The sequence below is a fragment of the Streptomyces sp. NPDC001922 genome, assembly GCF_042891165.1.
In the GTDB taxonomy this organism is placed as follows: Bacteria; Actinomycetota; Actinomycetes; order Streptomycetales; family Streptomycetaceae; genus Streptomyces.
Map to the genome: position 1 here is coordinate 239,986 of NZ_JBIASV010000004.1, position 21,334 is coordinate 261,319.

A 21,334-nucleotide genomic window follows, 5' to 3' on the forward strand; every position below is an offset into this window, starting at 1 on the left:
CGTGGGCCGTGCGGCGCCGAACGGGCGGGACCCGGTTCAGCGCTCCGAGTCGAGCGTCTCCCGGCTCTCCTCGTCGTCCAGCTCCTCGTCGAACACCGCGCTGACGTCGAACCGGCACACCACCCGCTCCGGGTCCGCCTCGTCGAACGGGCTGTTCAGCCACTCCCCCGGTTCGGCCGCCTCGTCCGCGGCGGCGACCCAGAGCGTGGAGTCGCCCTCCTCCAGCCCGAACTCCTTGTGGCGGGAGGCGATCTCGTCCGGTTCGAACTCTCCGAAGAGCACGCCCAGGGCCGCGTGCACGCTGCTGCCGGCGTGCCCCGCGGCGCCGTTCTGCCCGTCGGCCGCCGGATCGGCGTCCGGGTCGAGATCGGCGACCCGCTGTGCCTGGGAGAGCAGCCGGTGCGGCTCGTCGACCGTGTAGTCCCGGCGGATCAGCACACTGATGGCGCTGGGCTCGTCGGGCCCGGTGTAGACGGGCAGCGTGCCGTCCCCGGGGATCTCGAAGGGGGTGACCTCGTCGTAGGCGTCGTACAGCAGCTCGTCGTAGTCCTCAGCCGCCGCTGCCAGCGCGTTGAACGCGGCGTAGACGGCCGGATCGTCCTCCCCGGACCGCCGCTCGACCGCGTCGAGGTGGCGGTCCAGCGCGGCTTTGACCGCCTCGGCGGCGGCGCGTACCTCGGCAGCGGTGGGCTGGGCAGCATCAGACATAGTGCAGACGCTATCCGTACCAGGGCACTGCCCGCACAATAGATGCGATGCCGGAATATGAATTTCGCGATGTGTATGTGCCGCGGGGTGTCTCCCGTAAAGCCACCACACGTCTCCTCACCGAACACGCCGAGTACGGACACTGGGAGTTGGACCGCCTGCGGCTGAATCCCGACGGCAGCCGCAGGGTGCGGCTGCGCCGCCGGATCATTCGCCAGCTCCACGCAACCTGGTGACACCGGGCGCCGGGCCCCGCCGACCGGGCCCCGTGCCGGTGAGTGCTGCCGTCGGCCGCCCCATGGGTCCCGCCTGTCCCGCACACCTCACTGGCCCCACCGCCCACTCACCCCTGGGCACGTCACCGCTCCAGGACACCCGACCGCCATTTCCGTGGACGGGGAATCCCGGAAGCACTGCGGGACCGCGCCCCTGGGTGCAGGTGCGCCACGGTTCCGCGCCGGAGTCGGTGCGCATCCGAGGGGCACGTCCCGGTCCCGGAACCGCACCCGCACCCGCACCCGAGCGGCCCACGTCGCCCCGCCCCGCCCTGCCCCGGCCGACGGAGTGACGCCGGCACCGCGACCGGCACCGGGAGCAACGCGAGGAGCGGGCCCCGCAACCGCGGAACCCGCTCCCTGACGCACGGTCTGCACCGTGCGGCGTCTGCTTACCTCTGCGCCGCCTTGGCGCGCCGGTAGAGCACCGCTCCACCGAGCAGCATCGCGGCGCTCGCCGGCAGCATGACGCCCAGGGTCTCGGCGGCACCGGTCTGGGCGAGCTGAGCCTGCCCCTCGTGCTGCGTGGCGGGCTTGTTGCGGTGACCCGACGTGCCCTGGACCTCGTTCGGCTCCTCCGACTCCCCGTCGTTACCGGGGGTGTCCGGGGTGTCGGGGGTGTCCGGCGTGTCCGGGGTGTCAGGGGTGTCCGGCGTGTCCGGGGTGTCGGGGGTGTCCTGGTTCCCGCCGGACTGGCCGGCGCAGTCGTTGCCGAGGGCCGGGTTCAGCGCGCCGCCCACCGAAGCGGTGTTGCCGCAGGCGTTCACCGGCAGGTTGATCGGCGCCTGGATGTTGTTGCCCGAGCCGATGCCGGGCGAGTTGGCGGCACCGCCGCCGGCCTCGGAACCGGAGCCCGAACCGTTCGTACCGCTCGCGCTGCTGCCCGAGCCGTTGCCGCACGTGTTGCCCGACACCGAGTTGAGCAGCCCGACCGCGGTGACGGTGTTGCCGCAGATGTTGACCGGAGCATGCACCGGCGCCTGAATCGAGTTGCCGGACAAGACGCCCGGAGAGTTACGCGCCACTGCCTCCGCGTTGGCGTCCGCGTGGGCGTAGCCACCGGTCACGGCGAGGACACCGCTCGCAGCCGCAACCGTGATCAGGCTCTTTCTCGCGACCTGTCGCATGAGTTCGCTCCCCTACTGCCTTTACCTGTTGCCTTCGGAAGGCTTACGGGCGAATTCCCGCTCGCCAGGCCCCTGCGCCCCGGAGTGCATGGCGTGCGCTCCGTGCCCACGGGGGTCACACCCTCATGGGTTGCGAACAACCTCAGTGTCGGATGCAGGTGTTGCCGAAGACGGGTCCAGACCGCCAGTGGCAGCCGCGGCAGCGGCAACCTTCTGGATCATTCGTCCTCCTGTTGGCAATGCGGCCTCAGCGAGACCGCACAGCCTGTAACGAGAAGGGGGGAACCGAGCTACGGGACCATCCGTGCGTTCACTCTTTCTGACCAAGGGCGCCCGGAAATCCGAAGCCTGCGGAGACGCCCCGCACGCTCCGGGGAGCGTGCGGGGCGGGCCGGCGGCCGGGCCGGCGCGGCGCGCGCAGGCCCGGCCCCACGCCGGGCATCGGCTCCGGTCCGGGAACGGGAGTCAGCTCTGGTCCAGGAAGCGGTCGAGCACCCGGACGCCGAACTTCAGCCCGTCCACCGGGACTCGCTCGTCGATGCCGTGGAACATGCCCGCGAAGTCCAGCTCGGGCGGCAGCTTCAGCGGCGCGAACCCGAAGCAGCGGATGCCGAGGTCGTCGAAGGACTTGGCGTCGGTCCCGCCGGACAGCATGTACGGCACGGCGCGGGCGATCGGGTCCTCGGCCTTGAGCGCCGACTGCATGGCGTCGACCAGCGCACCGTCGAAGGTCGTCTCCAGCGCCCGGTCGGCGTGCACGTCCTCGCGCCGCACCCGCGGACCGAGGATCCGGTCCAGGTCCGCGAGGAACTCGTCCTCGAAGCCCGGCAGGAAGCGGCCGTCGACGTGGGCGGTCGCCTGGCCCGGGATCACGTTGACCTTGTAACCGGCGCCGAGCATGGTCGGCGCGGCGGTGTTGTTCAGCGTCGCGCCGATGAGCTTGGCGATCCCGCCGAGCTTGGCCAGGGTGGCCTCCATGTCCTCCGGGTCCAGCGGAGTGCCGAGCGCGTCGGACAGTTCGTCGAGGAAGGACCGCACGGTCTTGGTGACGCGGACGGGGAACTTGTGGCGGCCCAGCCGCCCGACGGCCTCGCACAGCTCCGTGACGGCGTTGTCCCCGTTGACCATCGAACCGTGGCCGGCGGTGCCGTCCACGGTGAGGCGCATCCAGTGCATGCCCTTCTGCGCGGTCTCCACCAGGTAGAGGCGGAGGTTCTCGTTGACCGTGAAGGAGAAGCCGCCGACCTCGCCGATCGCCTCGCTCACCCCCTCGAAGAGCTCCGGGTGCCGGTCGACCAGGTGCCGGGCGCCGTAGATGCCGCCGGCCTCCTCGTCGGCCAGGAAGGCGAGCACCACGTCGCGCGGGGGTTTGCGGCCGGTGCGCATCCGCTCCCGCACGACGGCGAGGGTCATGGCGTCCATGTCCTTCATGTCGACCGCGCCGCGGCCCCAGACGCAGCCGTCGGCGATCTCGCCGGAGAAGGGGTGGTGGGTCCAGTCGTCGGCGTTGGCCGGGACGACGTCGGTGTGGCCGTGGATCAGCAGAGCGGGCCGGGACGGGTCCTCCCCCTCGATCCGCACGACCGTCGAGGCCCGGCCCGGGTGCGACTCGAAGATCTTCGGCTCGAGCCCCACCTCGGCGAGCTTCTCGGCGACGTACTCGGCGGCGGCGCGCTCACCGGGACCCGAGTGGTCGCCGTAGTTGCTCGTGTCGATCCGGATCAGATCCCGGCAGAGGTCGACGACCTCGTCCTCGCCGGTGACGGTGCTGCTCGCCGCGGCCGAATTCGACTCGCTCACGCTGCCTCCTCGTATTCGCGCCGCGGACGCGCCCCCGGCGGGGCGCTGCTCGCGGCTTCGGTCCACGGCCATCCTCCCGTGCCGGGAGCCCGAGCCCAAGGCCACCGGGGCGCCGTCATCCGCCCGTCACAGTCCCCCGCCCGCGGCGCGGAGCCGCTCGGGCGGGTGATCGAGCGGCTCCGGATGTTTGCTATGGTTTTCCACGTCGGAACGGCCGCGGGCCTCCGGCAGACACCTTGTCCGGGTGGCGGAATGGCAGACGCGCTAGCTTGAGGTGCTAGTGCCCTTTATCGGGCGTGGGGGTTCAAGTCCCCCCTCGGACACCAGAAGAATCGCACCGATGGTGCCGGTCCCTGGGACCGGCACCATCGGTTTTTTGTCGCCGTCGGCCAGGTGTCACCGCGTTGGCGCGGTCCGCCGGTCGGCCGAGGACGGAACCAGCCCGTCCGGGCCGGGAGTGCCGCCGAGGCGGGCCGGCCTCATCTTCTCCGCGGAGGCCCTCCCACACGCCGTCGCACCCCGCCGACCAGCTGCGGCGCGGTGAAGCCGGCGCCGTAGACGAAGCGCATGGCGGGGCCGAACGACGGGGCGGCCAGCAGTCCGGCGAAGAAGAGGCCGCGGTGCGAGGACTCGAAGCGGCCGTTGAGCTGCGGCCCCCGGCCGCCCGCCACCCGGCGCAGACCGGCGCGCAGGCCCGGGTCCAGCATGTGCAGCCGGGCGAGATCGGTCGTGAAGCCGGTGGCGGCGATCACATGCTCGGTCTCGACGGTCGCCCGCGAGCCGTCCGCGGTGGTGAATTCGAGCCGGACGCCATCGCCCCGCGCGGCCGCGCTCCGCAGCCGGTGCCCGAGAGTGACCGGGACGCCGCTCTCGACGCGTTCCCGCAGCCACCACGCCCCGGCGGGGCCGAGCGCGGTGGACGCGATGCGCACCCGGGCGGGCGCGGGCAGCCGCCGTACCGCCCACGGGATCTCGGAGAAGACCCAGCTGGGCCATCCGGTGCCCAGGCCGCAGTGCGGGTCGCGCAGGGAGCGGGCGAGGCTGCGGTGGAGGGGCTGCGGTGTGCTGTTCCAGGCGATCCGGCCGGCGCGGGCGACGACCTGCGCGGTGGCCCCCTCCTCCGACAGCAGCGCGGCGGTCTCCAGGGCCGCCTGCCCGGCGCCGATCACGGTGACGTGCCTGCCCTTGAACCGCGACAGGTCGTTGTGGTGGCTGCTGTGCGAGGCCAGGTCCGGCGGGAGTCCCATGAGCGTCCGCGGGACGTGGACCAGCGGCATCACCCCGACCGCCAGGGCCACCGTGCGGGCCGGGATCGTCTCCCCTTCCCGGGTGCCGACGAGGAAGCCCGCTCCGCGCGGGCGGACGACGGTGACGGTCCGTTCCTCGACCTCCGGTACGGCCTGCTCGGCGAACCACATCCCGTAGTCGGTGAAGGTGCCGATGGACATCGGGCTGCCGTGCTCGGCGGGCAGTCCGCGGGAGGCGCAGTAGGCGGACAGGGTGCGGTCGCCGGTGGGGTCGGACAGGTTCGAGGACCAGGGCTCCGACTTCAGGAACATGCCCGTCGGCATGTGGTCCCGCCACGAGGCCATCGGACGGCCGAGCACGCGCAGCCGCAGTCCGGCCGCGGCCGCGTGGGCGGCGATGGACAGTCCGTAGGGGCCCGCGCCGACGACTACCAGGTCGTACATGGGTGCTTTCCACTCTCTCGTCGTGAGCAATGTGCGGTGGGTCGGAGGGAGTCAGGGGCGGTGGGGGCACGGGCCGCCGGCCGGACGGCGGGTCAGGGGGCCAGGGCGGCCCGGGGGCGGGGACGCAGCCGCCGCAGGCCCTTCCGGCCGCCGCGGCCCAGCCAGCCGGCGGCCATGGCGGCGAACGGCGCGGGGTCGTCGGCGGCGAACCAGGCGGTCTCCGCGGTCCGGCGCCGGGTGCCCCTGCCGGGCCCGCGTCCGGTGTCGCGCCGCAGCCGTGCCGTGGCGGCGGTCGCGAGGCCGGACAGCAGGGCGTAGTTCTCCGCCACGAAGACCCGGCCGGGGACGGGGTCCGCGGCGGTGACGGGCCGGCCGGTGAGGTCGAGGTGCAGGGCTCGGACGACGTCCTGTCCGGCCCGGTCGGTGAAGAGCCGGAACTGCGCGCCGGGGCGGGGGTTGAAGTCGAGCAGGTGGTACCGGCCGGTGACGGTGTCGCGCCGGAAGTCGAGGTCGAGAATCCCGCGGTAGCCCAGCCGCTGGGCGAGTCCGAGCGCGGCGCGTTCCACTTCGAGGTTGGGGAACCAGGTGCCGACGGCGGTCAGTCCGGTGCGTACCGGCCAGGCGAGTTCCTTGCGGCCGGTTCCGCCGACGAGGCAGACGGACTCCGCGCCGAAACAGCCGTGGAAGAACCAGTCGGTGCCGCGGCCGCCGGGGATGTGCTGCTGGAGCAGCAGCGGGCTGCCGGCGCGTGCGCTGTGCTCGTAGAGCGTGCGGGCCTGGCCGGGGGTGTGGACGAGCGTGGTGCTGCGCAGCCCGGTCGTCCGGGACAGCAGCCAGGGCCGGCTCCACTTCGCCACCACGGGCAGACCGAGGTCCTGGGCGAAGCCGGCCGCCTCCCGGCCGCTTCCGGGGACGACGGTGAGCGGGTGGCAGATTCCGGCGGTCCGGCACAGTTCGGCGAGTTGCGCCTTGTCGGCCACCCGCTCGGAGAGGCCATCGGGCTGACGGATCGTCAGATAGCAGCCATCGAGGTGGGGGACGATCCGGTCGGCGGCGATCGCGCTGATGTCGTCCATAGGGATCAGCACCGCCGGACGGCCGATGTGCCCGGCGATGCGGCGGAGCGCCGGGTAGAGCCGCTCGAGGGAGGGGCCGCCGCCGGGCCAGTGGTGCGCACGGTGCAGAAAGCGGGACCGGTTGACCGGGCTGCCGGGCGATTCGACGAGGGTGTGCACCTCGATTCCCGCCCGGCCGAGCGATCTGACGGCACCCAGCGTTCCGTGGTGAAAGGGGTTGTCGTCGAGGCGGAGCAGCAGTGCCGGCACACCGGTGTCGAACGTCGGGCGCGGAGCCGGGTGAGCCGCGGAGTCGTGGTGCACTGCTCCCCTTCGGGTCGCTGGGCCGTGCGGGCGATGAATTCTCGAATGGACCATCGGAATCCATTCAATGAGACTGTGCGAAATACGTCCCATTTACTGTCAGGGGGTATGCAGCCCGTCCGAGTTGCACGCCGGAAGGAGTAGCCATGTCCCACCCGTCCCGGCGGCTGGTGTCCATGTGCCTCGGCGTGCTCGCCGTGGTCGTGATCCTCACGGGTGCGGCCATGGCGACGGCCGGGCCGCTGCGGGGCGGCTCGCGCTCCTGGCGGCCGGAGCCGGCGGGGGTTCCGTGGGGGGCGTTCCTCGGGTCCGGCGCCGACGGCGTACGGGACATGACGAGAATGCAGGAGTGGCTCGGCGGCACCGAGTTGCGCGTCGGGCACACCTATCTGCCGGGGAACCACTGGACCGACATCGAGGGGGACCGGCGGCTGCTGGGGGCATGGGCACGCTGGCGGGACGCGGACCCGGACCGGCTGTTCGTGCTGAACGTGCCGATGCTGGACCGCAACGAGGCGCGGGTGCCGGACCGCGAGGTCGCCGGTCTCCTGGAGCGCGGGGCCCAGGGCGAGTTCGACGAGCACTTCCGGACGCTGGCCGCGCGCCTGGTCGAACTGGGCCTGCCGGACACGGTGATCGTGCCGGGCTGGGAGATGAACGGCACCACCTACACCGGGCGCTGCGCCCCGAATCCGGAGGCCTGGAAGGCGTACTGGATGGGCATCGTGATGGTGATGCGCTCGGTGCCGGGACAGCGGTTCCGGTTCGATTTCGCGCCCAGCCGGGGGGAGGACGCCATCGGCTGGACGCACTGCTATCCGGGCGACGACGTGGTCGACATCATCGGCATGGATTCCTACGACCAGCCGCCCGGGAACGATTTCGACGAGCACGTCGACCAGCCTTTCGGACTGCGTGCCCATGTGGAGTTCGCGGAGGCGCACGGAAAGCCGATCTCGTATCCGGAGTGGGGGCTCTTCCGGAACGGCGACAACCCGGAATACATGCGCAGAATGCTGAAGTGGATCGCGGATCACCCGCCGGAGTACCACACGATCACCGATTACTGTCCGCACGGGGTGTGGGGGTGCGGGAAGAATCCGCTGGCCTCCCGGGTCTTCCGTTCGGTGCAGTTCACCGGGGTTCCGGGTGCGGAGCCGGGGGCACGGGCCGACTGTCTGCGGCTCGATCTGGGGCCGTGGCTGTCGCCGTTCGTCGGCCGGCGGCGGCTGTGCGTCCGGTTCTGGCAGGACTCCTGAGCGGGCCGCCGGGCCGGTGTCACCGCGGCCCGGCGCCGCCCGCCCGCCAGTTGTTGAGCCGGGTGCGCCAGGCGCGCAGGGCCGGGGCCCTGGTCCGTACCTCCTCGGCGAGCCGGGTCCGGCCCGCCGCCTGTGCCGCGTAGAGCCGCAGCATCGGCTCCAGCTCCCGGCGGGCCAGCAGATAGCGCTGGTTGACCACGCGCTCCGGCCGCCAGTGGTGCTTGTAGGCCTCGTCGCCCCGCAGCAGGCTGAGGGCCCGGCCGGTCCGGGCGGCGCATTCCGCGTCGTGGCGCAGCAGCATGGTGTTGATGTCGGCCTTGGCGGCCCGGAGATCGGGGTGGGCGCCGTACAGGTAGCCGCCGGCGAGGCCGGACGACGTCAGGGTCACGTCGACCGCGGCCACCCTGCCGTCGAGCCGGTACTCGGTGACGACGGCGTGCCCCGCCCCGACCATCGGGGGTACCGCCCGCAGCAGATGGGCGGCGAACCGGGGGCGGAGGTGCTCGGGGGTCACCCCGCGCCCCTGCCACTGCAGGCTGTGCAGCCGGAGCATGGTCTCGATCGCGCGGGGTACCTCGGGTTCGGGCACGGCGCGGTCCTCGAGGTCCAGGCCGGCGAGCTTGCGCAGCTTGCTGCGGGAGCGGCGGGCGCTGGACGCGGGCATCCGCCGGAGCAGTTCCTCGACGGGAACGCCCGGGAGCTCCAGGCACAGCGAGTCGTCGCGACGGCGCCGGGGGCCGGGCCAGAGCTCGAAGACCCGCTCGGCGGCGGCGCCCGGGCGGGCCTCGCGCAGGTCGACGACGGCGGCCCGGGCCGCCTGGCTGAGCCCGTTGATCAGTGCGTGCGCCGCGGCGTCCGCGCAGGAGTCGTCGATCAGCACGTCGAGGAAGTCCGAGAGGGTGCCGCCGAGGGGGATGAGGGCCGGCATCGGACGGTAGGTCAGTATCAGCGGGGCGGCACCGACCAGCCGGCCGTCCCGGTGGACCAGCAGCAGCCGCAGCCGTCCCGGCGTCCCGTAGGAGCGCCACCACGAGTGCAGCCACGCGTGGGTCTGGAACGGGGTGGCGCTGCGGCAGCGCCGGTGCAGGCCGTCCCAGGCGGGGGCGAGCCGCGCGAAGCGGTCCGGGTCGCCGCACAGGGTCACGGACAGGCCGGTGGGGAGCGGCAGGCCGGGCCGGACCCGGGCGGTCGTGGGCGCCGTCACCTGGCACCTTCCGCGGCGGGCCGGTCCGCGGCCCGTCGGCGGGTACCGGGCTGGACCAGCATCACCAGGCAGCCCAGCAGGCCACCGGCGCAGGCGCCGACACCGGCCGCGATCCTTGCCGACGGGGAGGTCGGGGCGGCGGGGGTGAGCGCCTTGGAAAGCACCGCGAGCCGCACTCCGGTGTTGGCCGCGGAGGCGTTGGCGTAGCTGGTGAGGGCGCGGGCGACCTCGTTGGCGTTGACGGCCGCCTGCTCGGCGCGGGAGTCGCTGCCCTGGATCTCGATCATCGGAGCCTCGGGCGAGGTGAGGGCCCGGACGCGCTTCCGCAGCGTCTCCGCGGGGACACCGGCGGCCGTCTGGGCGTTGTCGAGGACGGCCCCGCCGGTGACGACCCGGCCGTAGGCGTGGGCGAAGCCGAGGGCGGTCGCCGGGTCCGCGGCCTTGCCGGGCGCCACCACCACATAGCTGGAGGCGGTGAACCGGGGCGCCTTCACCAGGCCGTAGACCCCGCCGAGGAGCCCGCCGAGCAGGGCCAGCAGCAGGACGGGCGCCCAGATGGGCAGCGGCCTGGGCAGGAAGGACGGGGAGGACAGGCGGCGGGCGGTCCGGGGCTCGGACGGCTTCGTCAGGACGGTTTCGGTCATGGCGGCGGTCACCTCTTCGGATGGGACAGGGTCGGAACGGGGCGGTGCGGTACGGCGGGCGGGCGGCGGGTGGCTCCGGCGGTGGCCAGGGCGTGGTCGTAGACGGCCACGAGTCGTTCGGCGCTGTGCGCGATGTCGTAGCGCCGGACGGCGGGAGCGGGCAGGCGGAGCGGGGTGGCGGCCGGATGCCGGCGGGCCGCGTCGGCCAGGGCGTCGGCCAGCGGCCCGGCGCCGGGGGCGATCCGGAGGGCTCCGGGCGCCTCGTCGGCCGGGAGTTCATCGATGGCGGGGCTGGTGACGTGGAGGACGGGCAGTCCGGCGGCGAGGGCCTCCAGCACCGCGAGGCCGAAGGTCTCCTCGGTGGAGGGGGAGACGAAGAGGTCCATGGCGGCGAGGAGTCCGGGAACGCCGGCGCCGCGGTCCGCGTCGGACGCCACGGCGCCGCCGCACTCGCCGGTCAGCCGGACGCGGGCGGAGATGCCGAGCCGGAGCGCCTGTTCCCGCAGGGCGGTGCGCTCGGGTCCGTCGCCTGCCAGCAGCAGCCGGACCCCGGGCACGCGCGCGGCGGCCTCCAGCAGGACGTCGTACCGCTTGCCGGGGACGAGCCGGCCCACTCCCCCGGCCACGAAGGCGTCGTCGGGGATGCCGAGCCGGGCGCGGGCGGCGGTGCGGGCCGCGGCGTCGAAGCGGAAGTGGCCGGCGTCGATGCCGTTGGGCACCACCCGGATGCGGTGGCCGGGAACGCCCCAGGCGCGCAGCCGGGCCGCGACGGTGGCGGAGACGGCGACGGTGGCCGACCCCAGGCGCTCGGTGGCGAGGTAGAGCGCGCGGTTCCCGGCGGTGAGCGGCCGGCCCTCGATGCCGGCCGCGCCGAGCGAGTGCTCGGTGGCGACGACGGCCCGTACCCCGGCGGTCCGGGCGGCGGTGCGGCCGAAGACGCAGGCCCGGTAGAGGTGGGTGTGGACCAGGTCGTAGCGGCCGGCCCGGACGGCGCGGACGAGCCGGGGCAGCGCGGACAGGTCGCGGTTGCCGCGCATGCCCAGATGGGTGACGCGGGTGCCGTCGGCCCGGATGCCGCGGGCCACGGCACCGGGGTTGGTGAGGGTGAGGACATCGCACCGGACCGGCAGGTGGCGCAGGAGCAGCCGGAGTTGCTGTTCCGCGCCGCCGGCGCCGAGCCCGGTGATGATGTGCAGCACTCTCATCGCGCGACTCCGGCGCGCGGCGCGTCGGACATCCCCCGGCGGCGGAGGGGGTGCAGCAGCCGCTTGGCGGTGAGCCGCAGCGCGGTGTCCTCGTTGCCGATGTGGATGCGCGGCAGGGCGTACGGGCCGGTGAGCGGGCCGGGGTCGATGGCGCAGGCGTAGCTGTAGCCCGCGCCGCGCACGGCGTCGACGGCCCGGGCGTCGACGTCGCCGTAGGCGTAGCAGTAGCCCTCGACGGGGCGGTCGGTGATCTCGCGGAGCAGTTTGCGGCTGTGGGCGGTCTCGGCGACGAGGGTGGCGTCGTCGGCGTCGGGGAGGCCGACGTGGTGCATGCCGTGGGAGCCGATCTCCATGCCGGCGATCGCGGCGTTCCGGACGCCCTCCTCGGTGAGCAGGGGCTTGCGGGGGCCGAGCGGGTCCCAGGCATTGTCGCCGCCGAGGCGGCCGGGGAGCACGAAGACCGTGGCGGTGAAGCCGTGTTCGCGGAGCAGTGGGACGGCGTTCTCGGTGAAGTCGGCGTAGCCGTCGTCGAAGGTGAGGCCGACCAGGCGGGATCCGCGGCCCGCGGCGCGCTCCCGGAGCAGTTCGGCGATGCCCACGCCGCGCAGCCCTCGGTTCTTCAGCCAGCGCAGCTGGCGGCGCAGCCGGTCGGGGGCGACGGTGACCCGGTAGGGGTCCTCCGTGCAGCGGGTGACGGAGTGGTACATCAGCAGCCAGGGTTCAGCGGGCATGGCGGCGCCTTCGGTCGACGGAGGAGAGCAGCAGCCGGATTTCCGGTGCGCGGAGGCAGAGGGCCGTGGCGGCGAACGCGGTGGGGACGACGAGGCAGCCGGCCGCCGCGGCGGCCGGGGCGGTGCCGCACGCGGACGCCGCCGCCCAGCCGGCGGCCGTGGCGACGGCGGCGGCGAGCGCGAGCCGCCCCAGCCCCGCCGTCACCCGGCGGACGTCGACGGCGATGCCCTGCCGGCCGAGTCCGCGGAGCAGCAGCAGGGCGGTGACGAGGATGCCCAGCGCGTTGGCGGCGGCGATGCCCCGTACCCCGAAGTACGGGACGGCGGCCCGGGCGCCGAGGATCGTGATCAGCAGTCCCGCGGCCATCGACGCGGCCGGGTGCCAGGTGGGCCGGGCAGCGGAGAAGTAGGGCCGGATCAGCGCGCCGGTGAGGCTGTGGCCGAGCAGCCCGAGGGCGTAGACGCGCATCACGGAGGCCGTCGCCGCGGTGTCGTGGCTGTCGAAGGCGCCCCGCTGGAAGAGGAGCTGGATCAGCTGGGGGGCGCAGGCGGCGACGTACGCGGCGCCGAGCAGCACGACCAGGCCGGCGAGAGTCAGGTCCCGCTCGACGCGGCGGCGGGCGCGGTCGGCCTCGCCGTCGGCCATGGCGCGGGCGACGAGCGGGAACGTCACCGTGCAGACCATCAGGGAGAGGACCATGGGGACCTGCGCCACCTTCTGCGCGTAGTTCAGGTGCGAGATGGCCCCGGCCGGCAGCGAGGAGGCCAGATGGCGTTCCACCAGGACCTGCGCCTGCCGGGTGAGGGCGAACAGGGCGACCGGGGCGAGAACGGGGCCGCACAGGGGCGCCGTCCGGACCCGCGCCGTCCGCCGCAGGCCACCGGACGGCGGAGGGGTGCCCCCGGACGGTCCGGCCGGCACGGCGAGCGGGCCGGCCGGACGCCGCAGGCCGGGCATGACGACGGTGCGGACCCGTGCCAGGGCGCCGGGCACGGCCGCCGGCACCGGAGAGCGGTCTGCCCGGCGTTCCGGGGCGCGGCGGAGGCACCGGCCGGTCCGGGCGGGCAACTGCCGCAGAATCGACGGCAGTTGCACCAGGACCATCAGAACGCCGCCGAGGGCGACCCCCGCGGCGGCGGCCCGGACCCCGCCCGTCCGGTGCAGCGCCAGCACGGTGGCGATGATCCCGGCGTTGTAGGCGACGTAGATGGCGGCCGGGGGCACGAACCGCCGGTGGGCGCGGAGCGCGGCGCTGAAGTATCCGGCGATGCCGAAGCAGAGGACGGTGACGGCGGTGAACCGGGTGCAGTCCACGGCGGTCCCGGGGTCGGCGAGTCCGGGCGCGAGCAGCCGGACCAGCCAGGGTGCCGCGGCGGCGAGCGCCGCGGCGGCCCCGGCGAGCGTCAGGAAGAGCCGGGGGGCGGTCGCGGCGACGAGCCCGCCTACGGGATCCGGGCCCGCCGCGGGGCCCGCGGCGCGCCGGGAGAGGGCCAGGCTGAAGGCCGGGATCATCACCAGCGCCATGGCGTCCTCGATGAGCAGGGTCGCGGCGATCTCGGGCACGGTCCAGGCGACGAGGAACGCGTCGGTCTCGCCGTTCGCCCCGAAGAGATGGGCGATCAACTGGTCCCGGACCAGCCCGAACAGCGCCCCGGCGGCGGTGAGGACGGCGGTGACGGCCGCGGCCCGGGCGACGAAGCGCTCGGGCCCGCCCGGCCGGGGCGCCGGGGCACCGGCGGGCGCGCCGGTCCCCGCCGGTCCGCCGGCCGTGTGCTGCGGCACCGTCACCGCGTCGCTCATGGACGGCCCGTCCCGCCCGGGACCACGGCGACCGCCGCCGAGGCCGGTGCCGGCACGCTGCCGACCGGCGGGCCCTCCACCCGGGCCTCGCTGCCCAGGGCCCACCAGGCGGCCAGTCCGTACATCAGGGCGGTGATGACGGTCTCCGGGCCGCCGATGTCCGCGTACAGGAAGTCGGCGAGCTGGTAGACGAGCAGTCCGACGGCGGCCAGACCGCAGTCGGCGGGCTTTCCGGTGCGCAGCGCGCCCCGGCCGCGGCGCAGCCGCCGTACGCCGAGGACGAGCACGGCGGTCCAGCTGCCGACGACGGCCGTCAGCCCGACGAGGCCCTGCTCGCTGAGGACGAGCAGATACATGTTGTGCGGGGTGAGCAGCGGCTCCCGCTGGAACTTCGCACCGGCGGACGCGGTGTCGCTGCTGGAGGAGAGGCCGATGGACGCGTGGGCGTCGCGGTGTGCCGGGTACCCCTTGAGCCCCACACCGGTCACGGGCGCGTCGCGCCACATGGAGACGGCGGCGGACCACATCGCGTACCGGTCGGTGACCGACCGGTCGGGGGTCTCGGCGACCTCGGTGATGCTGGTCAGCCGTTCGCCGATGAGCGCGGAGCCGGACCCGGCCCCGCCGACCAGGACGACGGCGGCGGCGACCAGGACGGCCACGGAGCCCAGGGCGGTGCGCAGTCCGGCGAGGAAGAGGACCGCGGTGCAGGCGAGCGCGGTGGCGATCCAGGCTCCGCGGCTGAACGAGAACGCGAGCGGAACGAGCAGGAGCGCCGAGGTGCCGAGCGCGACGGGCCGCACCCAGCGGGGGCTCCCGGCGGGCGGGGCCAGCCCCAGCGCGAGGGCGAGCACCACGCCGTGGGCCACGAGGGTGGCCATGCCCATCACGTCCAGCGCGCCGAAGGTGCCGACGGCCCGGATGTACCGTCCGGCGTACGAGGCCCCCGTCTCGGTGACGTACTGGTGGACGCCGACCGCGCCCTGGAAGACGGCGACCGCGATCAGCGCCGCGGCCACCCACCGGAAGTCGCGGCGGGAGCGGAGCAGCAGCAGGACCGCGGCCGGGACGAGGACGAAGATCTGCACGTAGCGCACGAAGCCCGGCAGGCTCGTCTCCGGGTCCCGGGAGGCGACGGTGGCCAGGGCGAACGCGACGGCGGGCGCGCCCAGCACCACCACGGCGGTCCGGGTCAGCGGCCGTTCCCGGTCCCGCAGCAGGGCGACGGCACAGATCACCACGAGCACGGCCGAGGCCACGTCGGCGGTGGTGATGTGCACGGCCGCGGTGATGTCCGCCTCGTCCCGCCGCCCGGGCGCGCAGAGCAGCAGCACGGTGGCGACGGCGGGCAGCACACGCCACAGCCCGGCGCAGCGGGCCCGCAGCGACGCCGGGAGGATCGGCAGGGTCGTCATCCTCAGCTGCCTCCGTGTCGGAAGAGGGAGCCCGCGGTGCGCAGCAGGATGCGGACGTCCTGCCAGAGCGACCACGTCTCGATGTAGTGGTTGTCGAACCGGGCCCGGTCCTCGATGGAGGTGTCGCCGCGCAGCCCGTGGACCTGCGCGAGGCCGGTGATGCCGACGGGCATCCGGTGGCGGGCGGCGTAGCCCGGGTGCGCCTTGCTGAACTGCCGTACGAAGAAGGGGCGTTCCGGCCGCGGGCCGACCAGGCTCATGTCGCCGCGCAGCACGTTCCACAGCTGCGGGAGCTCGTCCAGCGAGGTGCGCCGCAGCAGCCGGCCGACGGCGCTCATCCGCCGGTCGTCGGCGACGTTCCAGAGCGTGGCGGACTCGTGTTCGTCGGCCGGGCGCAGGGTGCGGAACTTGAGGACGGTGAACGGCCGCCCGGCCATCCCGACCCGCTCCTGGCGGAAGATCACCCCCGGCCCGTCGGACCACCGCACGGCCACGGCGCAGGCCAGCAGGACGGGAGCGGCGCAGACCAGGGCGACCGCGGCGACCAGGACGTCCAGCGCCCGCTTGCCGAGGATGCCCGGGCGGTGGCGGGGCGGTGCCTCGAGCCGCCGGCAGGCGAAGCCCCAGAGGTGGTCGGGGCCGCCGGGCCGGCGGGGTCCGGCGTCGGCGCCGGGCTCGGCGTGCACCAGCCACACCGCGCAGCCCTGCTCCACCAGCAGCCGGGCGAGCGCGGCGTCCCGGGGCTCCTCCCAGGGGCCGCGGATGAAGACGGCGTCCCGTACGGCGTTCTGGATGACGGCCCGGGTGATGTCCTCGGGCGAGACGAGTACCGGAACGGGCAGCTCGGCGGGGGGTGACGGGTCGTCGGCGGATTCCGGTGCGGGGAGGACCAGGCCGACCGGGTGCATGCCGTACTCGGGGTGGTCGTGCAGGGCCGCGGTGACCCGCCGGCCGGCCGCGCCGCCGCCGACCACCAGAACGGAGTGCGGATGGCGCCGCCGGTTGCGCCGGCGCAGCAGGTGGACGGTGCCGCGGAGCAGGCCCGCGCAGGTCAGGTGCACGGTCACGACGGCCGCCAGCAGGGCCCACCCGGGAGCGGCGGAGGGGCGTACGCACACCAGAACGGCCGTCGCCACACACCAGGCGATCACGCAGTGGGTCACCAGCCGGGGCAGTTCGTCGAGGGCGGTGGTGGCCGGTCCGGGCCGGTGCAGGCCGCGTCGGGCGTTGAGCAGCAGGACCACCGCCAGGGCCGGGCCGAGGGCGACGGCCGCCCGGACGGGCTCGCCGAGGGGCAGCGCGCCGGCCGCCGCGGCGAGGACGTCGGCGCAGGCCAGCAGGACGACGGCACGCCCGGCGTACGGAGGCCTGCGCTGTTCGGCCGGGGCGGGACGACGCGGCGGCCGGCGCGGTGTGAAGACGGGCACCGCACGGCTCGTGTCCACCGGCAGTGACATGACCCGCCCGGGCTTCGGCACCCCTGCGTTCTCCGTGCTCATCGCCTGATGCGCTCCCTGGAGTCGGTGGACGGGCCCGGCCGGTCGACGGGTCCACGGCGCGCACCGGGTGCCGCTCCCTCCGGCAGGCCGTGCCCGCACGGGCCGTCCTCGGCGCGTGCGGGCACGGGCGCGCCGGGCTCCGGGCGACCGGGCACGGGCGGGTGAGGGGCGAACGGGGCCGGCCGGAGCAGGTCGCCGTAGAGGCGGGTGACGGCGGCCGTGGTGCGCCGGATGTCGTACGCGCCGCGCACCTGCTCCCGGGCCTGCTCCCCCAGCGTGCGGCGGCGTCCGGGATCGAGCAGCAGGGCGGTCAGCGCGCGGGCGAGCGCCCGGGGGTCCTCGGGCGGTACCAGACAGCCGTCGGCGTGGCCGGGTGCCAGGCTCTCCCGGGCGCCGGCCACCTCCGAGACCACCACCGGCCGGGCGCAGGCCATGGCCTCCAGCGGGGCGAGCGCCATGCCCTCCCACCGGGACGGCAGGACGACGAGGTCCGCCGCGGCATACCAGGGAGCGGTGTCGGCGGCAGCGCCGGCGAACAGCACGTCCGGGGGCGCGGCTTCGCGCAGGGCACCGTGGTCGGGGCCGTCCCCGACGAGGGCGAGCACGGCGCCGGGCACCGCGGCCGCCACCGCGGGCCAGGCGCGCAGCAGGACGTCCTGGCCCTTCTGCCGGCACAGCCGTCCCACGCAGACCACCAGCGGTGCCCGGCGGGGCAGTTCCCGCAGGGCGGGCAGTGCGGCCCGGGCCTCCTCCCGGGCCGCCGGGCCGGCGGGCCGGAAGCGGTCGGTGTCGACGCCGTTGCGGACGACCGCCCACCGGCCGGGCACCCCGGCCCGGACACCGCGCAGCCGTTCGTCCTCGCTGACGCACAGCACCCGGTGCGCCCAGCGGGCGGCGTACCGCTCCCAGCGCAGGGCCAGTTCGGCGGTGCGTCCGCCGACGGCCTCGAAGGACCAGGCGTGCGGCTGGTAGACGGTGGGGATCCGGCCGCGGACGGCGAGCCGGGCGGTGAGTCCGGCCTTGGCGCTGTGCGCGTGCACCAGCCCCGGCCGGGCGCGCCGGATCAGCCGGGCCAGGCGCAGTGTCTCCAGCGGAAGGCGCCGCCCCGGTTCACGGCCGGCGGGCCAGCTCAGCACCTCCGCGCCCGCGTCCGCCGCGGCGTCGCCCAGCCCGCCCCCGGGAGGGCAGGCGACCACAACGCGCAGGCCCGACCGGGCCTGGCTGCGCACCAGGTCGACGACGACCCGGGCGACGCCGCCGTCGACGGGCTGGGAGATGTGCAGCACCGTCGGCAGGCGTCCTTCACGCTGGTGTTGCGGCACGCGTCGCTCCCGTACACGGACCGGATGGAACCCAGGCCCGGCGGCGCAACGGCGCCGCCGGGGTGCTGCGTGGCGGCGGCGTCAGCGACTGGCGTCGGCCTGCAGGAACAGGGCTCCGACGTGGTAGCCCTCCTCCTCGGTGCCGAAGCCGACCGTGAGTTCCTCGGCGCCGTTTCCGAGGACCGGCCGCAGGTCGTAGACGTCGGAGTCGTATCCGAGGGTGTTGCGGTAGGAGGGCTGGCGCCCGGAGACCGGACGGCCGGCGTCGGCGATCGTCGAGTTCATCGCGTCGTCGGCCGGGTTGGCGTCGTCGTGCAGCGCGACCGCCGCCGCCCGGCCGGCCCGCACGCTGAGCGCGTTGCGGCCGGAGCCCCGGTCCCCGTCGTAGGCGACGACACCGAGACTGCCCGAGCCCTTGGCGGGGATGCGCAGACCGTCGAGCGTCAGGGCGTAGCTGCGCCGCTCCGCGCTCAGGCTCTCGAATCCGTCCCAGACGGCGAGTTCGCGCAGCGGCGCGGTCTGGTCGGTGTAGGCGACGACGAGGGTCCAGCCGCCCCAGGTACCCGCGGCCGAATGCCCCTTGGCGATATTGATCTGTGCCACCGTGAAGGCCCCGGGATTGGCGTCCTTCACGATGTCGGTGACATCAGCCGAGGCCGAGTAGGCGTCGAATCCATTACCGGAGAGATGGCCGATCGTGGTGTCCGCGAGGACTTCCTTGTACTGGCCCCCGGGTTCGGCGAAGAGCACCCGCCCGTTGTCCTTGACCGGCTTCTGCTCGCCGACACGCAGATTTCCGCCCCAATAGAGGCGGGCATAGCTCACCGTGGCATTCTCCGGGAGTTTCAGCTCCGCCTGGCTGGAGTTGTAGGTGTTCGGGTCCTCGTCGACATCGATGTAGGTCATGCGGTAATCGCCGTTGGTCCCCTTGGCGCCCGCCTTCGCGTCCGCGCACGGAACCTTCGCACCGGCGGTGGACTCGCAGGTGACGGAGGTGTTGGCGGTCCGGACGAGGCCTCCGTGCTGAACCGCCCGATAGCGCTCGGTGAACGGAATCCGGGAGGCTTCCCCGACAGCCGCCGCGGCCGCGGCGTGCGGCAGCGCCGTCGTCAGGGCGACGGACGACAACGCACACAGCATGCTCCGGCCCGTCCTGCCCAGGGAAACCCGCATGACTGACCCTCCGACTTCAGCAAGATAATCCGACTGATCAGACCCTGGCAGATCTCCCTTTCCGAATTGCGCAGGACGCGCCCGAATACGCCGAGCGTGTGGCCCCCCTTTCGGCGGAACGCCGTGGCGCGCCGTAAGTGCGATGTACACAACGTCGATCGAACTGCTCGTTACCTTGTCCTCTCGGTTGATGACCACTGGAAGTGAGCCATCCGGGTCATCGCTCCACAACGTTTCGTCCGAACGAGTCCGCGGGGGCGCCCCGATGGCATCGCACCGTCAGGTCTACGACTACGAGCGCTACAGCCGGCTGGCCGGTCCGCTCACCGAGCCCGAGCCGGACCGCCCCTACCGGGTGCGCTACCGCAGCCTGCTGGCGCAGGAGCCGCACCGGATCCGCGCCGCGCTGCTGCTCGGGGCGGCCCCCGTTCTCTCGGCCGTGCTCCTGGTCTGGCTGCTGCAGCCGGAGCACTGGGTGCACCGGACGTACGTGGCCGGGTGGGAGACGGCGGCGGACACCACGATGCTCGTCTCCATCGGGCTGATCGAACTCTTCCGGCTGTTCACGGTGGTCTCCAACGCGCATGCCACGCTGGTGGCGCGGGATCCGGTGCCGGTGGTGCCGGAGAAGGGCACCAAGGTCGCCTTCCTCACCTCGTTCGTGCCCGGCAAGGAGCCGATCGAGATGGTGACCAAGACCCTGGAGGCGGCCGTCCGCATCCGGCACCGCGGCCTGCTCCACGTATGGCTGCTGGACGAGGGCGACGACCCCGAGGTCAAGGAGGTCTGCGCCCGGCTCGGCGTGCACCACTTCAGCCGCAAGGGCGTGGCCAAGTGGAACCAGCCCTCCGGTCCGCACCGGGCGAAGACCAAGCACGGCAACTACAACGCCTGGCTCGACGCCCACGGCGACGACTACGACTACTTCGCCTCGGTCGACACCGACCACGTGCCGCTGCCCAACTACCTCGAGCGGATGCTCGGCTTCTTCCGCGACCCCGACATCGCCTTCGTCATCGGCCCCCAGGTCTACGGCAACTACGACACCGCCGTCACCAAGGCCGCCGAAAGCCAGCAGTTCCTCTTCCACGCCCTCATCCAGCGGGCCGGCAACGCCTACGGCGGACCGATGTTCGTCGGCACCAGCAACGCCGTCCGCATCAAGGCCATCAAGGGCATCGGCGGGCTGTACGACTCCATCACCGAGGACATGGCCACCGGCTTCGAACTGCACCGCCACCGCAACCCCGCCACCGGCCAGAAGTGGCGCTCGGTCTACACCCCCGACGTCCTCGCCGTCGGCGAAGGCCCCACCGCCTGGACCGACTTCTTCACCCAGCAGCTCCGCTGGTCCCGCGGCACCTACGAGACCATCCTCAAGCAGTACTGGAGGGCACCGCTGACGATGCCGCCGGGCAAGCTGCTCAACTACACCCTGATGCTGGCCTACTACCCGATGGCCGCGTTCAACTGGCTCCTCGCCGCGCTGAGCTGCACGCTCTTCCTGGTGCTGGGCGCCTCCGGGGTGCACATCTCCTCGGAGGTGTGGCTGATGCTGTACAGCGACGCGGCGGCGCTCCAGATCGGGCTGTACATCTGGAACCGGCGGCACAACATCTCCCCGCACGAGCCCGAGGGCTCCGGCGGCGTGGCCGGCATGGTGATGTCGGCGCTCTCCGCCCCCATCTACGCCCGTTCCCTGATGGACGCGGCGCTGCGCCGGAAGAGCACCTTCGTGGTGACGCCGAAGGGCGACTCCGCCACCCCCGACCGCCTGGCCACCTTCCGGATCCACCTGCTGTGGGCCGTGGTGTTCGCGGGCGGACTGGTCGCCTCCGGCTTCCTCGGGCACACCCACGCGGCCATGCGCACCTGGTCGCTGCTGGCGCTGCTGCTCGCCCTCGCACCGCCGGTGATCTGGTACGTCGACGGCCGGCTGCGGCGGCGTACCCGGGCGGTTCCGCCGGCCGTTCCCGCCGCCCGTACCGAGACCTCCCTCGCCACCACGTCCGAGCTCGCCATCACGTCCGAACTCGCCACCACGTCAGAGAAGGATTCGCTGTGCGCCTTGTGATCAGCCCACGCGTCCGCACCACGGTCG

General features: G+C 73.9%; 17 protein-coding genes and 1 tRNA gene. 4 read left to right on the top strand and 14 right to left on the bottom strand.

Translation table 11 applies throughout. From position 1 onward, the window contains the following. Positions 1-36 precede the first annotated feature (36 nt). The gene (locus ACFYYR_RS08880) at positions 37-708 is read right to left on the bottom strand and encodes a hypothetical protein (protein ID WP_388848715.1); all 672 of its coding nucleotides are present in this window, start codon (positions 706-708) and stop codon (positions 37-39) included. 47 nt (positions 709-755) lie between these two features. On the opposite strand from ACFYYR_RS08880, the gene ACFYYR_RS08885 reads away from it, so the two are divergent. Then, the gene (locus ACFYYR_RS08885; protein WP_351513459.1) at positions 756-944 is read left to right on the top strand and encodes a DUF5703 family protein; all 189 of its coding nucleotides are present in this window, start codon (positions 756-758) and stop codon (positions 942-944) included. A gap of 431 nt (positions 945-1,375) precedes the next feature. On the opposite strand, the gene ACFYYR_RS08890 is transcribed toward ACFYYR_RS08885, so the two are convergent. Together ACFYYR_RS08890 and ACFYYR_RS08895 are read right to left on the bottom strand one after the other, a co-directional pair. After that, the gene (locus ACFYYR_RS08890; protein WP_388848718.1) at positions 1,376-2,110 is read right to left on the bottom strand and encodes a chaplin; all 735 of its coding nucleotides are present in this window, start codon (positions 2,108-2,110) and stop codon (positions 1,376-1,378) included. A 465-nt stretch (positions 2,111-2,575) separates the two neighbouring features. Further along, the gene (locus tag ACFYYR_RS08895) at positions 2,576-3,910 is read right to left on the bottom strand and encodes a M20/M25/M40 family metallo-hydrolase (protein ID WP_388848721.1); all 1,335 of its coding nucleotides are present in this window, start codon (positions 3,908-3,910) and stop codon (positions 2,576-2,578) included. Between the two features lie 238 nt (positions 3,911-4,148). Here ACFYYR_RS08895 and ACFYYR_RS08900 point away from each other — a divergent pair. After that, positions 4,149-4,236 (top strand) — tRNA-Leu (locus ACFYYR_RS08900). 153 nt (positions 4,237-4,389) lie between these two features. Here ACFYYR_RS08900 and ACFYYR_RS08905 read toward each other — a convergent pair. Both ACFYYR_RS08905 and ACFYYR_RS08910 read right to left on the bottom strand, forming a co-directional pair. Further along, positions 4,390-5,601 carry an NAD(P)-binding domain-containing protein gene (locus ACFYYR_RS08905; RefSeq protein WP_388848723.1) on the bottom strand — a complete coding sequence of 404 codons (1,212 nt, stop codon included), beginning with the start codon at positions 5,599-5,601 and terminating at the stop codon, positions 4,390-4,392. 92 nt (positions 5,602-5,693) lie between these two features. Further along, entirely contained in the window at positions 5,694-6,980 is a 1,287-nt protein-coding gene (locus ACFYYR_RS08910; RefSeq protein ID WP_388848726.1) for an ATP-grasp domain-containing protein, read from the bottom strand. 146 nt (positions 6,981-7,126) lie between these two features. Between ACFYYR_RS08910 and ACFYYR_RS08915 the strand changes: the two genes are divergently transcribed. Beyond that, the gene (locus tag ACFYYR_RS08915; protein ID WP_388848728.1) at positions 7,127-8,239 is read left to right on the top strand and encodes a glycoside hydrolase family 26 protein; all 1,113 of its coding nucleotides are present in this window, start codon (positions 7,127-7,129) and stop codon (positions 8,237-8,239) included. Between the two features lie 19 nt (positions 8,240-8,258). On the opposite strand, the gene ACFYYR_RS08920 is transcribed toward ACFYYR_RS08915, so the two are convergent. The 9 genes from ACFYYR_RS08920 to ACFYYR_RS08960 form a co-directional block, all read right to left on the bottom strand. Continuing rightward, positions 8,259-9,443, bottom strand: a complete 1,185-nt coding sequence (locus ACFYYR_RS08920) for a GNAT family N-acetyltransferase (RefSeq protein WP_388848731.1) — start codon at positions 9,441-9,443, stop codon at positions 8,259-8,261. Continuing rightward, positions 9,440-10,087 (bottom strand): lipopolysaccharide biosynthesis protein, encoded by a 648-nt coding sequence (locus ACFYYR_RS08925; protein ID WP_388848734.1) that lies wholly within the window; start codon positions 10,085-10,087, stop codon positions 9,440-9,442. Before ACFYYR_RS08925 ends, ACFYYR_RS08920 begins: the two co-directional genes overlap by 4 nt. An 8-nt stretch (positions 10,088-10,095) precedes the next feature. Further along, positions 10,096-11,292, bottom strand: a complete 1,197-nt coding sequence (locus ACFYYR_RS08930; RefSeq protein ID WP_388848737.1) for a glycosyltransferase — start codon at positions 11,290-11,292, stop codon at positions 10,096-10,098. Further along, a complete protein-coding gene (locus tag ACFYYR_RS08935) occupies positions 11,289-12,023 on the bottom strand; it encodes a polysaccharide deacetylase family protein (protein ID WP_388848740.1) in 735 nt (244 codons plus the stop codon). Before ACFYYR_RS08935 ends, ACFYYR_RS08930 begins: the two co-directional genes overlap by 4 nt. Then, positions 12,013-13,824, bottom strand: a complete 1,812-nt coding sequence (locus tag ACFYYR_RS08940; RefSeq protein WP_388848743.1) for a lipid II flippase MurJ — start codon at positions 13,822-13,824, stop codon at positions 12,013-12,015. Before ACFYYR_RS08940 ends, ACFYYR_RS08935 begins: the two co-directional genes overlap by 11 nt. Next, positions 13,821-15,239 carry an O-antigen ligase family protein gene (locus ACFYYR_RS08945; RefSeq protein WP_388848746.1) on the bottom strand — a complete coding sequence of 473 codons (1,419 nt, stop codon included), beginning with the start codon at positions 15,237-15,239 and terminating at the stop codon, positions 13,821-13,823. The genes ACFYYR_RS08940 and ACFYYR_RS08945 overlap by 4 nt, the downstream gene beginning before the upstream one ends. Before the next feature lie 2 nt (positions 15,240-15,241). Beyond that, positions 15,242-16,738 carry a sugar transferase gene (locus ACFYYR_RS08950; RefSeq protein WP_388848749.1) on the bottom strand — a complete coding sequence of 499 codons (1,497 nt, stop codon included), beginning with the start codon at positions 16,736-16,738 and terminating at the stop codon, positions 15,242-15,244. Further along, positions 16,735-18,060 carry a glycosyltransferase gene (locus ACFYYR_RS08955; RefSeq protein WP_388848751.1) on the bottom strand — a complete coding sequence of 442 codons (1,326 nt, stop codon included), beginning with the start codon at positions 18,058-18,060 and terminating at the stop codon, positions 16,735-16,737. The genes ACFYYR_RS08950 and ACFYYR_RS08955 overlap by 4 nt, the downstream gene beginning before the upstream one ends. 81 nt (positions 18,061-18,141) lie before the next feature. Beyond that, entirely contained in the window at positions 18,142-19,188 is a 1,047-nt protein-coding gene (locus ACFYYR_RS08960) for a DUF3344 domain-containing protein (RefSeq protein WP_388848754.1), read from the bottom strand. A 310-nt stretch (positions 19,189-19,498) separates the two neighbouring features. Between ACFYYR_RS08960 and ACFYYR_RS08965 the strand changes: the two genes are divergently transcribed. Further along, on the top strand, positions 19,499-21,307 hold the full coding sequence (locus ACFYYR_RS08965; protein WP_388848757.1) for a glycosyltransferase family 2 protein: 1,809 nt from the start codon (positions 19,499-19,501) through the stop codon (positions 21,305-21,307). The last annotated feature ends 27 nt before the right edge of the window (positions 21,308-21,334 follow it).